General features: G+C 69.2%; 8 protein-coding genes and 1 tRNA gene. 5 read left to right on the top strand and 4 right to left on the bottom strand.

Annotation, left to right across the window (positions count from 1 at the left end; translation table 11 throughout):
* Positions 1 to 15 precede the first annotated feature (15 nt).
* Positions 16 to 1,869 carry a phosphodiester glycosidase family protein gene (locus KBZ08_RS09290; RefSeq protein WP_254972502.1) on the bottom strand — a complete coding sequence of 618 codons (1,854 nt, stop codon included), beginning with the start codon at positions 1,867 to 1,869 and terminating at the stop codon, positions 16 to 18.
* A gap of 211 nt (positions 1,870 to 2,080) precedes the next feature.
* Between KBZ08_RS09290 and gltB the strand changes: the two genes are divergently transcribed.
* Positions 2,081 to 6,685: a glutamate synthase large subunit gene (gene gltB / locus KBZ08_RS09285; protein WP_254972500.1), complete on the top strand. Its 4,605-nt coding sequence runs from the start codon at positions 2,081 to 2,083 to the stop codon at positions 6,683 to 6,685.
* A gap of 27 nt (positions 6,686 to 6,712) precedes the next feature.
* Here gltB and KBZ08_RS09280 read toward each other — a convergent pair whose 3' ends face one another.
* Positions 6,713 to 7,054 carry a hypothetical protein gene (locus tag KBZ08_RS09280; RefSeq protein WP_106221626.1) on the bottom strand — a complete coding sequence of 114 codons (342 nt, stop codon included), beginning with the start codon at positions 7,052 to 7,054 and terminating at the stop codon, positions 6,713 to 6,715.
* Between the two features lie 53 nt (positions 7,055 to 7,107).
* Complete coding sequence (lipA, locus tag KBZ08_RS09275; protein ID WP_106221628.1) at positions 7,108 to 8,010, bottom strand: lipoyl synthase; 903 nt, start codon at positions 8,008 to 8,010, stop codon at positions 7,108 to 7,110.
* An 85-nt stretch (positions 8,011 to 8,095) separates the two neighbouring features.
* Here lipA and KBZ08_RS09270 point away from each other — a divergent pair.
* The 4 genes from KBZ08_RS09270 (at position 8,096) to KBZ08_RS09255 (ending at position 10,903) form a co-directional block, all read left to right on the top strand.
* A tRNA-Pro gene (locus tag KBZ08_RS09270) sits at positions 8,096 to 8,169 on the top strand.
* Positions 8,170 to 8,295: 126 nt separating this feature from the next.
* Positions 8,296 to 9,486, top strand: a complete 1,191-nt coding sequence (locus KBZ08_RS09265; RefSeq protein ID WP_254947908.1) for a hypothetical protein — start codon at positions 8,296 to 8,298, stop codon at positions 9,484 to 9,486.
* Positions 9,487 to 9,491: 5 nt separating this feature from the next.
* A complete protein-coding gene (locus KBZ08_RS09260) occupies positions 9,492 to 10,067 on the top strand; it encodes a hypothetical protein (protein ID WP_254947907.1) in 576 nt (191 codons plus the stop codon).
* Positions 10,068 to 10,183: 116 nt separating this feature from the next.
* On the top strand, positions 10,184 to 10,903 hold the full coding sequence (locus KBZ08_RS09255; protein ID WP_254972497.1) for a hypothetical protein: 720 nt from the start codon (positions 10,184 to 10,186) through the stop codon (positions 10,901 to 10,903).
* A 215-nt stretch (positions 10,904 to 11,118) separates the two neighbouring features.
* Here KBZ08_RS09255 and KBZ08_RS09250 read toward each other — a convergent pair whose 3' ends face one another.
* Positions 11,119 to 13,845, bottom strand: a complete 2,727-nt coding sequence (locus KBZ08_RS09250) for a DUF3854 domain-containing protein (RefSeq protein ID WP_254947905.1) — start codon at positions 13,843 to 13,845, stop codon at positions 11,119 to 11,121.
* Between the last annotated feature and the right edge of the window lie 352 nt (positions 13,846 to 14,197).

The following is a 14,197-nucleotide window of genomic DNA, read 5'->3' as shown; positions in this document are numbered from 1 at the left end:
GTTCCGTCCCAGGAATCAGTCGCCCGGCGGCCTGCCGGCCGGCCCCAGGCGGGTGGCGGCTTCGCCTCCCCCGATGGGCACCAGGCCCAGGCCGTTGTGGACCGAGCCGGCCACGCCGCGCCCTTTGACCCGGTGGCTGCCGCCCATCACCAGGCCGGTGGAACTGCCCCCGTCGAGGTTGAGGGCGTCCACCAGCCCCATCTGCTGCAGCAGCCAGGCGGTCTCGGAGAGGGTGGGCCCGGCGCCCCCCCCGGCTCCCTCCAGGGTCACCAGCCACAGCAGGGTGCCGTCGCTGCCCACCACGGTGCGGGGGGCCCCCTGGCCCAGGAAGGCGGCCCCGAAGCCTTCGGCGGCGCCGTTGAGCACGATCCGGCCGTTCTGGAGCAGCAGCGGTCCGCCCCCCATCACGGAGGAGGCGTTGCCCACCGGATCGCTGGGCCGGCTCTCGATCCGCAGCCGGTCCCCCTCGCTCCAGGGCAGGTCGGCCCCGCCCCGGGCGACCACCAGGGTCTCCTCCGGCCGCAGCGGCAGCCCCGCCGCCAGTTCGGCGCTGCCGATCCGGCGCTGCACCTGGCCGCCGCTCAGCAGCAGACCCGTTTCGGAGCCGGTCAGGGCCTGGTACAGCCGACCCCACTCGGCCGTGTAGCGGCTCAGGCCCCGCTGGGCCAGGCCGCTGTTCACGGTCAGGAGCGGCAGACGCTGGCCCCGGTCGTCGCTGATCCATTCCTCCAGGCGCAGGCGGCCGAAGCGCGGCAGGCTGCGGGGCTCCCAGCCCACCACGCCGCGGTTGAGGATCGGCCCGGACAGCCAGCGACCCTGGTCCCGCAGGGCGCCGAGGGGAAGCCGGCGCACCCGGTTGAAGAAGCCGCCGTTGATCGCCACCAGGGCGTCCTGGCGCTGGGCCAGGGCCGTCAGGGAGCTGAGCCCCGCCATGCCGTCGGGGCGGCTGAGGGTGCGCAGTTCCAGGGGACCGCTGCGCGGATCGATGCGGACGGCGTTGACCAGGACCCGGGTGCCGCCCACGCTGCGCACCTGCTGGTCCCAGCGCAGCTGGGAGCCCAGCATCGCCAGCAGCCGCGGATCGATCGGGGCCGGCGCCTCCGGCGCCGTGCCGACGCTGCCGGCGCCCTGGGGCAGGTCGATCACCACCCGGGCCGGACCCCCCAGGGTGAAGGTGCGCAGCGGGGCGCCGCCGCCCGGCACCGCCAGGGTCAGGTCCGCCCCGACGGCGCCGCTGCGCAGGCCCCGCGCGGTGAGCTGGGCCAGCTGGTCGGGCCGGCTGAGCAGGGCCAGCTGCAGGCTCCCCTCGCTGCTGCGCACCAGGGTGGGTCCGTCGAGGTCCAGCACCACCCGGCGGACGCCGGCCTGCTCCGAACTGCGCACCTGGAGCAGCCGCGGCGCCGGCAGGCGCAGCTCCAGCCGCTCGCCGCGGCGCTCCACCGTCACGCCCATGTCCAGAAGGAGGCCCGCCACGTCGACGGCCACCTCATCCGCCAGGGACCGCTGCTGCGCCGGTGGCACCAGCAGTTCCCGGCCGAACCACTCCAGGGCCAGGGCGCCATCGGGCCTGGAGTGGCTGCTGAAGCCCAGCTGGCCTTCGAGCACCTCCAGCGGCAGCCACAGGGCCTCCGGCCGGCGCGGGTCCTCGCCGCTCCAGCGCCAGGCGGCCTGCTGGCTGCGGCCGTTGAGCGTCAGCCCGGTGCCGCCGACCTCCGCAGCGGGGGCCCCCCGCAGGCTCCCGGGCCGGCTGGCGCGTGGCGCCGGCAGCTCCGGCAGGGCCGGGGGGATCGGCGGCGGGGCTGCCCTGGTGACCGGGGGAGCTCCGATCAGGGCCAGCAGGGCCAGGGTGATCGGCAGAGTCCTGGCCATCGATGACGTCCTGCTCCTGAGGCAAAAAGTTAGTCCCACCGCTCCCGGGTGGGGGCGGCTGCCTAGGATCGATGGCTCGCCCTGTCGTTGCGGACACGGCTGCTGCACGGGTGACACGGCAGCTCCTCGGCAGGCCCCCCCCTGCCGGCGTCCTTAGGCTTGATCCCTCCAAGCCCGTTCCAGCTCCGTCTCAGCAGCCCCAACCTGGCCTATGTCCTCCTCCGTCCCCGTCTGGCCCCACCGCGACAGCTCCACCCCAGGCCCTGGCGAGACGGATGCCTGTGGGGTGGGTTTCCTGGCCCACCTCGAAGGGGTTCCCAGCCACTGGGTGCTCCAGCAGGCCCTGCGGGGACTCCGCTGCATGGAGCACCGGGGCGGCTGCGGCGGTGACGGCGACTCCGGCGACGGGGCTGGCCTGCTGACCGCGATCCCCTGGACCTACCTGGAGGCTGTCTGGCCGGCGGCTGCGGCCTCCACGGCGGTCGTGCGGGGGCTGGGGATGCTGTTCCTGCCGGCGGACCCCGCCCGCCGCGACCAGGCCCGGCGGATCTGCGATGAGGAGGCCGAGCGCCTCGGGCTGCTCAGCCTGGGTTGGCGGGAGGTGCCGGTGGTTCCCGAGGTGCTCGGTCCCCTGGCGCGGGAGAACGCCCCGGCCATTGAGCAGTGGCTGTTGGCCGCCCCCGATGCGGTGCCCGGCGTCATGGCCGACGTCGACGCCCTCGAATCCCTGCTGTTCCGCCTGCGGCGCCGCGCCGTCGACCGGGTGCGGGAGGTCTGGGGGGCCGACACCACCGATCTCTACTTCGCTTCGATCAGCGCCCGCACCGTCGTCTACAAGGGCATGGTGCGCTCGGAGGTGCTCGATGCCTTCTACGCCGACCTCCGGGACGAGCGCTTCAGCGTCGCCTTCGCGGTGTACCACCGCCGCTTCAGCACCAACACCCTGCCCCGCTGGCCCCTGGCCCAGCCGATGCGCCTGCTGGGCCACAACGGCGAGATCAACACCCTGCTCGGCAACATCAACTGGGCCCGGGCCGCCGAATCCCATCTTGAGGCTGTCTGGGGGGATGCCGCCCGCGACCTGCGGCCCCTGGTCAACGCCGCCTTCAGCGATTCGGCGAACCTCGACGCCACCCTCGAGCTGATGGTGCGCAGCGGCCGGCCGATCACCGACAGCCTGCTCACCCTGGTGCCGGAAGCCTTCCGCGACCAGCCCGAGCTGGACGAACGGCCCGCCATCAAGGCCTTCTACGAATACAGCGCCTGCCTGCAGGAGCCCTGGGACGGCCCCGCCCTGCTGGTCTTCAGCGATGGCCGCATGGTGGGGGCCACCCTCGACCGCAACGGCCTGCGGCCGGCCCGCTACTGCATCACCAGCGACGGCTACGTGGTGATGGGCTCGGAAACGGGCGTGGTGGAACTGGAGGAGTCCCGGATCATCGAGAAGGGGCGCCTCGGCCCCGGCCAGATGCTGGCCGTCGACCTGGAGCAGCACCGGCTGCTGCGCAACTGGGATGTGAAGGAGGAGACGGCGGCCCGTCTCCCCTATGCCGGCTGGTTGCTCGACCATCGCCGCAGCCTGTCCCCCGGCGTCTGGGAGCAGGAGCGCACCCTCGGCGAACTGGAACTCCTCCAGCAGCAGACCGCCTTCGGCTTCACCGCCGAGGACCTCGATCTGGTGATCGAGGACATGGCCGGCCAGGGCAAGGAGCCCACCTACTGCATGGGGGACGACATCCCCCTGGCGGTGCTCTCCTCCAAGCCCCACCTCCTCTACGACTACTTCAAGCAGCGCTTCGCCCAGGTCACCAACCCCCCGATCGACCCGCTGCGCGAAAAGCTGGTCATGAGCCTGGAGATGCACCTGGGCCGGCGCGGTTCGGCCCTGCGGCCCGATGCCTCCGGTGCCGCCGTGCTGCACCTCACCACCCCGGTGCTCAACGAGGCCGAACTGGAGGATCTCGGCTCCCACGGTCTCGGCGTCACCACCCTCTCCACGCTTCTGACCGTGGCCAGCGGGCCCGAGGGCCTCGAGCAGGCCCTGCATCGGCTTTGCTTCGAGGCGGAGGCGGCCGTGCGCAGCGGCTCCCAGATCCTGGTCCTCTCCGACCGCACCGGCGGCGGCATCAGTGCCGGCACCATGGCCATCCCCCCCCTGCTGGGGGTGGGGGCCGTGCATCACCACCTGCTGCGGCTCGGCCTGCGTCTGCAGTGCTCCCTGGTGGTCGACACCGCCCAGTGCTGGAGCACCCACCACCTCGCCTGCCTGATCGGCTACGGCGCCAGCGCGGTCTGCCCATGGCTCACCTGGGAGACCACCCGCCACTGGCTGGTCCATCCCCGCACCCAGTCGATGATCGAGCGGGGCAAGCTCCCCCGCCTCGACGCCGACACGGCCCAGGCCAACGTGCGCAAGGCCCTGGAGGAGGGGCTGCGCAAGATCCTCTCCAAGATCGGCATCTCCCTGCTCGCCAGCTACCACGGCGCCCAGATCTTCGAAGCCATCGGCATCGGCGCCGATCTGATCGATCGGGCCTTCACCGGCACCACCAGCCGGGTGGCCGGCCTCAGCCTGCAGGATCTGGCCAGCGAAACCCTGGCGTTCCACGCCAAGGCCTACCCGGAGCTCAACCGCACCAAGCTGGAGTTCATGGGCTTCGTGCAGTACCGCACCGGCGGGGAGTTCCACCTCAACAACCCGGAGATGTCCAAGGCCCTGCACGCCGCCGTGGCGGCGGGCCCCGGCTACGACCATTTCTCCACCTACCGCACCCTGCTGGAGAACCGTCCGGTGACAGCGCTGCGGGATCTGCTCAAACTGCGCCCGGCCCCGGTCCCCCTGCCGATCGAGCAGGTGGAGAGCGTGGAGAGCATCTGTAGCCGCTTCTGCACCGGCGGCATGAGCCTGGGGGCCCTCTCCCGGGAGGCCCACGAGGTGCTGGCGGTGGCGATGAACCGCATCGGCGGCAAGAGCAACTGCGGCGAGGGCGGTGAGGATCCCGCCCGGTACCACCCCCTCCACGACGTCGACGGCGAGGGCCATTCCCCCACGCTTCCCACCCTGCGCGGACTCCGCAACGGCGACAGCGCCTGTTCCGCCATCAAGCAGATCGCCTCGGGCCGCTTCGGCGTCACCCCGGCCTACCTGCGCAGCGGCCGCCAGCTGGAGATCAAGGTGGCCCAGGGCGCCAAGCCCGGCGAGGGCGGCCAGCTGCCCGGCCCCAAGGTGGACGCCTACATCGCCTGGCTGCGCAACAGCAAGGCGGGCGTGCCGCTGATCTCACCGCCGCCCCACCACGACATCTATTCGATCGAGGATCTGGCCCAGCTGATCCACGACCTGCACCAGGTGAACCCCGCCGCCCGGGTCTCGGTGAAGCTGGTGGCCGAGATCGGCATCGGCACCATCGCCGCCGGTGTGGCCAAGGCCAACGCCGATGTGATCCAGATCTCCGGCCACGACGGCGGCACCGGCGCCTCGCCGCTGAGCTCGATCAAGCACGCCGGCAGCCCCTGGGAGCTGGGGCTCACCGAGGTGCACCGGAGCCTGCTGGAGAACGGTCTGAGGGACCGGGTGCTGCTGCGGGCCGACGGCGGCCTCAAGAGCGGCTGGGACGTGCTGATCGCCGCCCTGCTGGGGGCCGAGGAGTTCGGCTTCGGCTCGGTGGCCATGATCGCCGAGGGCTGCATCATGGCCCGCGTCTGCCACACCAACAACTGCCCGGTGGGGGTCGCCACCCAGAAGGAGGCCCTGCGCAAGCGCTTCACCGGGCTGCCCGAGCACGTGGTCAATTTCTTCGTCTTCGTGGCCGAGGAGGTGCGCCAGCTCCTGAGCGTGCTGGGGGTGGCCCGGCTCGAGGACCTGATCGGCCGCACCGATCTGCTGGCGCCCCGTGCCATCCGCCTCACCAAGACCAGCGCCCTCGATCTCTCCTGCCTGCTCGATCCCATCCCCGCCGCCGCAGACCGCGGCTGGCTGCGGCACGACGACGAGGCCCACGGCAATGGCCCCGTGCTGGAGGACGCCCTGCTTGCCGACCCGGAGGTGCGCGCCGCGATCGACGCCCACGGCCATGTCGTGCGCCAGCTGACGATCGTCAACACCGACCGCAGCGTGGGGGCCCGGCTGTCCGGCGAAATCGCCGCCCTGCATGGCAACACCGGCTTCCAGGGGGGCCTCTCCCTCACGTTCCAGGGTGCCGCGGGCCAGAGCTTCGGCGCCTTCGTGCTCCAGGGCATGGACCTGCGCCTGGTGGGCGAGGCCAACGACTACGTGGGCAAGGGGCTCAACGGCGGCCGCATCACCGTGGTGCCGCCGGCCGCCGTCCGTGACCCCGGTGCCCAGGTGATCCTCGGCAACACCTGCCTCTACGGCGCCACGGGCGGGGAGCTGTTCGCCCTCGGCCGGGCCGGCGAGCGCTTCGCCGTGCGCAACAGCGGCGCCCGCACCGTGGTGGAGGGCGTCGGTGACCACTGCTGCGAGTACATGACCGGCGGCGTGGTGGTGGTGCTGGGCAGCACCGGCCGCAACGTGGCTGCCGGCATGACCGGCGGTGTGGCCTTCCTGCTCGACGAGACCGGAGGTCTGGCGGCCCGCCTCAACCCCGAGTCGGTGGCGCTGGTGCCCCTCACCACCCCCGAACAGGAGGGGCTGCTGCTGCCCCTGCTGGAGGCCCATCTGCAGGCCACCGGCAGCGCCAGGGCGGCGGCGATCCTGGCTGACTGGCCCACCTGGAAGGCCCGCTTCCGGGTGCTGGTCCCCCCCAGCGAGAAGGCCACGGTGGGTCTGGCGGAACGGGAAGTCGTGGCGGCCTGAGCAGGTCTGCGGTTCAGCGGGCCAGGCTCAGAAGTCGTCGTAGACCTTCTGGAAGGCGGCGAAGGTGTCGTCGTTGTTCATGCCGGCCACGGCGATCGACACGGCACCCAGCTGGCTGCTGCAGCTGATCGACAGGGCCATGGGCAGGCTGGCGTGGTCGGCGTAGAGAGAGCGGCTCTTGCCGGTGCCGGTCACCTGCACGTCGTCGGTGAAGCCGTTCTTGCTGGCCACGGTCTTGGCGTTCTCCACGCAGGCCATCAGGTTGTCCACCCCCAGCACCACATCCGTGTACACGTGGGGCACGGCCAGGGCCGGCTCCGCCGGTGCGAGCAGGGCCAGCAGGAGGCCGACGGAGGCGAGTTTGCTCATGACCGGACCACGGGGCGGCGGAATCCCAATCCTGCATCGGGATCCCCTTGGTCTCAGCGGGGGTGCTCCTGCATCAGGCGACGGACCTCGCCGGCGTGGTAGCTGCTGCGGGTGAGCGGACTGCTCACCACCTGGAGGAAGCCCAGGTCGCCTTCCCCGTGACGGCGGAAGCTTTCGAACACCTCCGGCGACGCGAAGCGCTGGACCGGCAGATGTTTCGGGCCGGGGGAGAGGTACTGGCCGATGGTGACGATGTCGACGGCGTGGGCGCGCAGATCGGCCATCACGGCGCGGACCTCGTCGTCGCTTTCGCCCAGGCCCACCATCAGCCCTGACTTGGTGTAGGTGCGCGGCCAGCCCTCACGGACCCGGCGCAGCAGCTCCAGCGAGCGTCCGTACACCCCCTGGGGCCGCACCTGCCGGTAGAGCCGGGGCACGGTCTCGATGTTGTGGTTGAGCACCTCCGGTGCCGCCGCCATCACCGCCGCCAGGGCCTCCCAGGCACCGCACAGATCGGGCAGCAGGATCTCGATCGTGGTGAGGGGGGACGTGCGCCGCACCGCCTCGATGCAGGCCACGAACTGGCTGGCGCCGCCGTCGGCCAGGTCGTCCCGGTTGACCGAGGTGATCACCACATGGCTCAGGCCCATGCGCCGCACCGCCTCCCCGAGGCGCTCGGGTTCGGTGGGGTCCAGGGCCCGCACGCTGCGGTCGAAGTCGATGTCGCAGTAGGGGCAGGCCCGGGTGCAGCCCGGCCCCATGATCAGGAAGGTGGCGGTGCCGCCGGCGAAACACTCGCCGATGTTCGGGCAGCTGGCCTCCTGGCAGACCGTGTTGAGCCTGAGGTCGACCAGCAGATCCGCCACCGCGCCGATCCGCTCCCGCTGCGGTGCCTTGACCCGCAGCCAGGGGGGCTTGGCGGGGGCGGGCCGGGGGTCGCTGACGGTCACGGGCATCGCGGGGCTGTGCGGACTGTAGGCAGGACACTCCGGACGCCCGGGGCACCGGCCGGCTGCAGCCCATCCCCTAAAGTCTGGCCATCGGGATGTGGCGCAGCTTGGTAGCGCACTTCGTTCGGGACGAAGGGGCCGCAGGTTCGAATCCTGTCATCCCGATTCAACACCTGCCTGCACCACTAGCAAACCGCTAGTGCGCATGGCACAAAGTCAGTCGGGACGGCTATAGCGGGTCGCTATACTGATCCTATAGCTCAGGTGCCTGGCTCAGGTGCCAATCCCGACATGGCTTCGACCCCTTCCAGCGAGCTGGGCTGGCTCACGCACGAGCTGCGCCAGTCCATCTCCCCTTGCGTCTTCCGCTACGAGTGGAGCAACGCCCGCCAGGGCCTCAAGTTGCTGCTCAGCGGCGACTGGAGCCGGCGCCGGACCCACACGACCCGCACGATCCACGGGGTCGATGGGGTGCCGATCCGCAAAGGCCCAGGACCCTTGAGCACCACCGAGCGGCAACTGGCCCTGGCCGCAGGCCTGAGGCTGGTGCGCACGTGGCTGGATGGCGGCGACACCCGCCAGCGGCGTCGTCCAACCTGCCAGCCCTGCCATGCCCTCCTGGACCGGCAACACCGGGTTCTCTTCGATCACGTCCGCGCTCGCTCCTGCGGGTTCGCCCGCAAGCGCAAGTTGCTGCGTCATGGCCAGGCCCTCTTTGAGTGGCTGGACCTAAGAGGCCTGACCCTCGACAGCCCCAATGTCCTGGCCTGGGCGGTGGATGGCGTGCGCCGGGATACGGCCAACTACTCCGATCGGCTCTTCGTCGGCCAGTGGGCGATCGAGCTGAACGGCCAGGCCTGGGTCGTGCCGAAGCATCGACGTGCCCTGACCCCCAAGGTCAAGCGCGCGTTCACGGAGGCGGCCACCGACAGCGATGTCGAGGCGATCTTCACGTTGATCAGCGACCCCGTCGCTCAAGCGTTCTGCCGGGTGGTCGCCGCCACCGGTTGCCGCCCCAGCGAGGTGCCCTTCTTCGACTGGGAGGCATGGGATCGAGAGCAACGACCCATGCGGCTGCAGGGGTTTTCGCCGAAGGTCAAAAAGGAGTTCGTCGCCGCCGTGCATCCCCGTCGGTGGCTCGCCGATCTGGACCACTCCCTGTTGCGCGTTCCTGGAATCGACCCAACGGACCGGTCTACTAGCGAGGAAGTGGCGGAGCGGAACACCCGCCATTCCTCGCGGCTGCTCAAGCTTGTCCACAAGGATCTGGCCGCGGCAGGGTTCACCTGCCTGCCGACGTGGACGGATCTGCGGCACTTGTGGACGATCCGAGCCCAAGCCGATGGCCTGGACCGCAAGACAGCTGCGCTGGCCCAGGCGCACAGCGAGCGGATGGCCGCCGAGGTCTACCTGCGCCATGGCGAGCGACGCCAGGCACTTGCAGGTATCCAGCGGTTTGCTAGCGTTGTTCAAGCGGTCTGATAGCCATGGCGGTCAAAAGCATTCTTCTCAAGGTTTCGCCCGAGGCGCACGCCGGGATTCAGGAGGCCGCTGGCCGGCATCAGCGATCCATGCAGGGCGTGTTGGTGGCCTTGATCGAGAGCTGGCTCCAGGGAGGCGGCCCGGACCCTCTTCAGTTCGACGTCGTGAAGCCTCAGCCAGCATCCGGCGCGGCTGTCGATCGTGATGCTCGCCGCGCGATCGAGGCCTTGGTCGAGCGAGTCAGTGACCTCCAGGAGCAGGTGCAGAGGCTGACGGCCAGCAGAGATCCGGAGGGCCCGGGCTGGGCGGAGAGGGTGGTGTCCGATCTCGGTGTCGGTGTCGAGCGCCTTGGGAGGTCTGGGGGCTCACCCTTTGGCACTGCCGTGGTAACGGCACAGGCCTATGACGGGCAAATACCGCACGACATGAGGGCGACACAGGCTGAACAGTCCGCCGCATTTGCAGCGGGTCTAGAGGGGCTCCCACCGAGCACCGCTTCGCCTGATGAAGGCCTCGCGTATCTGACAGCACTCGGGACTCGGCCGAGCACCGCTGCGGCGCCTCTCGATGTCCACAGGTGATGCTGCGGACCAGCCTCTCGCGAATGGCTACCGAGCAGTTGCCAACTGTGCTGACCGAGGAGCAGGTTGCCGCTCCGCTCTGACCCAATCACCTACCTCATTCCTCCTTTGACGCCATGACCGCCACCGCTTCCCCCTGGGCCGAGCTGATCGACCCCGACAACCTGCCCCACCTGCCGGCTGCCCTCGACATGCCCAGCAAGGCCCTGCAGGCTGTTCTAGATGCCTGCCTGACCGTTGCCGTTCACCACTGGGCGGACTTCGTGGAGCACCCCCACACCGCCCAAGTGCTGGCCGGCAGCGTGCCCGGACTGAGCCTGGAGGCCGGCGCCATCCTGCTGGAGTCGCTGTCCGTGGTGCTGGAGGACGTTGACGACCCTGCGGCCCTGCTGGCGGAGAAGATGCCCCCTGAACATCTGGCCGAAATGGGGGGCTCCCTGCGTGGTGCAATGTTTGACGTCCTGGAGGCCGCGGCCGTCCCTGAGCTGCCGGCCGGCGCCATGGATCCCCGCGCCATCCCTGCGGCCCTCAGCCCTCGCCCTGCCACCGCCTGGGACGCCCTCAGCCATGACGATCGGCCGGAGTTGGGCTGGCCGATGGTGACCGTCAACGGGGAGGCCTACCCCGTGCCCGCCCTTGAGGACCTGGAGGAGGAGCGGGACGTTTCCCCCGTGACCGGCGGCTGGGAGAAGCCCGGCCGCCCTGATACCTGGGCCGTCCTGCTGGAGCTGCCGCCCCTCGATGCCGACGCCCAGGCCCGACAGGCCGAGGCCCGAGCGCAACGCGCCGCCAGCGCCCGCAAGGCCTACGACGACCTGCTTGGCGCCAGCGCCTGACCCCCAAAGCAGCGGCCGACCCCTTCGCCCCTGGCCTCCCGGCTGGGGGCTTTCACCTGCTGGCCCTTCTACGCCGTCGCCACTTGGGGGATGAGCCGGTATCCAGCAATTCCCGATTCTTAATAAGAGGCCCGGAGTTACTGGGTACCGCTGCGAGGCCGTCCTCGATCTGTCACGACGGGTCCATAGCACGCCATGTCAGATCGACGACGGATCTATGGTTTTGGGGGATCCAGGCAGATCGGGGTGATCTCCCACTTCTTCCCTTCGGCCCGCGTCTCCCCGACGGGCTTCCCTTTGCCGTACCCGATCCGCTTCAGCAAGGGCCAGACCTTCCTGACGTCGAGAGTGTCCAGCGGCCCCGGCAACCGATCGGACCGCACCCCGAGGGCCCTGCTCGCTCGCTTTGCGCTCTGCCTGTCGAGCTGACTCAACTGTTCCCAGACCGCAACTACCTCTTCACTTGTGGCGTGGACGATGCCGGCACCGGCAAGAATGTCGAGCTGGAGTTCCTGAGCTACAGCCCAGGCCTCGCTGACATCGACCTGCTTCAGGTCAAGGAAGGTGCCCCCCTCAATCAGGCGCTTGGCCAAATGCTGCTCGGCATCGATCGAAGTCGTGCCGGCCACCAGTCGCTGCAGAGCAGTCAACCGGTGTCGCTCGATGCCCTCCGGAGTGCGTAGTGCCTTGCGCTCATTCGCCAGGTCGTTCTGGTCTGGCCCCGCTCCTTCGAGGATCAGCTTGTCGAGCGGCTCGATGATGTAGCCCTCCTCGGCCAGAAGGCCCCTCAGGCACCACTGGTTCGCGAGCGCCTCTAAATTCCTACGCGCTTCCAATTCGGCAACGGCCTTCCGGGTGGCGGGATGCCTTTGCTCAATGAGGGCCGCGTAGTCCTTCAGGGACCCTGCTTCCATGCTCTCCTTCAGCGCCTTGGCCGCACGGAAGGCCGAGGTCTCCTTGGTGATCCCTGCCGCTTCAGGCACAGCCTTGGGGGCCAGGAGGATCCGTTCCCTGGTGTTCCGGGCCCGGTTCAGGGCCTGGAGCACGTCCTCGGCGGCCCAGCAGAACTCCTGCACCACAGCCGTCAGGTTCACCGGAGTCTCCGCCATCGAGATTCCGCAAGATACGGCCGGGCTGAACCCGACCCTCTGGTACGTCGCACCCTCGGCTTCTGTGTCGGCCATGAGGCGCATCACTCTGGGGTCCGCCCGGCTCTTGTCCTCACCTGTTATCCGCAGCTCGGTGCCTTCGGCCGCCTCGGGCAACGCATCGAGAAGGCGGTGCAGGGTGGTTGGAGTGCCGCAGCCCAGCCAGAACCGGCTGCCCTTGTTGGCCGCGGCCGTTAGTGCCTGCACCACGGTCTGCTCCGAGTGCTTTGTTGGCTCTGCGAGGTAGAGGGGCCGAGGACGGGTAAAAGAACTCTCCACCAATGCAGGTGTCTCTCCTGTCAGCCCCTTCAGCCACTCCATCTCCACGTCACCTACGAGGGCGTCGGCGGCCCAGACCTTCACGCATTCCAACCCAACCAATCCCTCCAAGGCATCCAGGGCCTTGCCTCTGATCGACCGCAGGGCATCAGTTCCGCCCATCACCCAGTTCGCCAGGACTTGAGATATCTCGTCGAGGATCAGTACCGCAGGCCTGGGTTTCTCCTTGAGTTCCCAGAACCACCGCCAGAGGGTCATCTCGGAGCTGTCCTTGTAGGCGCTTTCGCCGCAACAGAACAGGCCCGCCCGCCCTACCGCTCCGTGGAGGCCCTCGCGTTCCGCAGAGCCTGCGAGGGCGCTGAGATCACAGACACCGAACTCGGCAGCGCCCTTATGAACGAGCGAGGCCCGGTGATACGCGCCGAGCACAATCTGCTTCTGGCCTGTCGCGGCTTCGAGCTGGGTGATGGCATCGACAAACGCCTTCGACTTCGCCGTTCCTGTCGCACCTTTGAGGACGACCACACGACCCGCAATGCCCAGAACATCCGCGGCCTGGAACTCTCGATCGATACGGTGCCTCGGCCAGGCTCCGGTGAGCCTGCGGTAACTACCTATCTTCACGGCGGTTGAGACCTTCGTGTCGAGAAAGACCTTTTGGTCAGCAGCCAGCTCACCCCGGATCATCGCGGCGATGAAGTCGTCTGTCTTGGCCGGCATCGCTGGGAGCCAGCACCACCACGAGGAACTCGCCCCTTCTTTCTCCAGCTTCCGGGCCAAGTACTGAGCGACCTGCGCAGACTTGCTCGTTACCTTCTCGGGCCGATCGAATCGGACCGTGATCGATCGGCCGTGGCGAGCAAGGAGTTTGAGGGTCGGATGCAGCCGATCACTTCTACCCGGCTGTCCGGCTCCGTTGATCCCGTTGACGCCAACAGCGATCTGGCCGATCGAGCAGGCCGCCATCGCCTTCAGGGCCGACTCCTCGATCCAGATTGGAATCTCCTGGTGGCGCGCAATGAAGTCCCAGGCCTTCCAAGGCAAGTAGTCCTGCGCCGGCATCGAGAAGCCGTAGTCAGCGAGGTGTTCCACCGCCCCCTGGTAGCTGAACGGAGGCAGTGCCAGGCCATGGTTGATGGCATCCCACCCCCGGACGTCGATCTTCATCCGATCGCCTGGCCTGCGTCGGTTGGGATGGATCCTGTGCCCAAGGAACGCTTCGCCTGAGGTGGGCCAGCCCTTCTTGTTCACCTTCACGGAAACCAACGACCAGCCACCCTCGGCACGAGCGAGGACCTCTCGCACATGCCTCTGGTGACCGCTACGAGCACCTGTCTGCCCTGGCACGGTTCCGGCGGCCTTTTCCCTCGCCCACGCTTCCAGACCAGACTCGTAGTGCAGCGAAGGGCCAAGAATCAGCGCCTCGGGAGCGAACAGGATCGGGTCGATACCGTGCTCAGCTACCAGCTCACCCTGGGTCTGCAACGGCAGCGAGTGGGTTAGGTCGGACTTCAAGACCCTGCAAGATCACACCCCACAACCTAGGGATGAGACCCAGGCATAACTGGGCGCGGCCACCCCCATACGTGGGGGGATTAAATCACCAAGCCAATGACGGTCGAGGGAATGGCTACGCCCCTGAGCCGCCACCCCCTGATGCCGTCGACCTGGGCCCTGCCCCCAGGCCCACCGCCGCCACCCGAGCTGGAGCAGATCGCCGCCATCGCCCGAGAGCTGAGCAGCACCGGGCTGGTCTGAACTGCTGGCCCTGGCCGCGTCAAGTAGGGGGTAAGTGTCTGACCGATGAGGGGGGTGAAGTGACATTCCGGCACCGCAAGCTAGAGGGGATAGTCACTGAACCCTGTGC

This window comes from Cyanobium sp. Candia 9D4, assembly GCF_024346155.1.
Classification (GTDB): domain Bacteria; phylum Cyanobacteriota; class Cyanobacteriia; order PCC-6307; family Cyanobiaceae; genus Cyanobium; species Cyanobium minutissimum.
This window is presented reverse-complemented; position numbering and strand designations above follow the sequence as displayed.

Excerpts from the sequence above, each read along its gene's own strand:
- KBZ08_RS09255 (WP_254972497.1), top strand. The coding sequence starts at position 10,184 with ATGACCGCCACCGCTTCCCCCTGGGCCGAGCTGATCGACCCCGACAAC.
- KBZ08_RS09290 (WP_254972502.1), bottom strand. The coding sequence starts at position 1,869 with ATGGCCAGGACTCTGCCGATCACCCTGGCCCTGCTGGCCCTGATCGGA.
- KBZ08_RS09260 (WP_254947907.1), top strand. The coding sequence starts at position 9,492 with ATGGCGGTCAAAAGCATTCTTCTCAAGGTTTCGCCCGAGGCGCACGCC.
- KBZ08_RS09280 (WP_106221626.1), bottom strand. The coding sequence starts at position 7,054 with ATGAGCAAACTCGCCTCCGTCGGCCTCCTGCTGGCCCTGCTCGCACCG.
- KBZ08_RS09265 (WP_254947908.1), top strand. The coding sequence starts at position 8,296 with ATGGCTTCGACCCCTTCCAGCGAGCTGGGCTGGCTCACGCACGAGCTG.
- lipA (WP_106221628.1), bottom strand. The coding sequence starts at position 8,010 with ATGCCCGTGACCGTCAGCGACCCCCGGCCCGCCCCCGCCAAGCCCCCC.
- gltB (WP_254972500.1), top strand. The coding sequence starts at position 2,081 with ATGTCCTCCTCCGTCCCCGTCTGGCCCCACCGCGACAGCTCCACCCCA.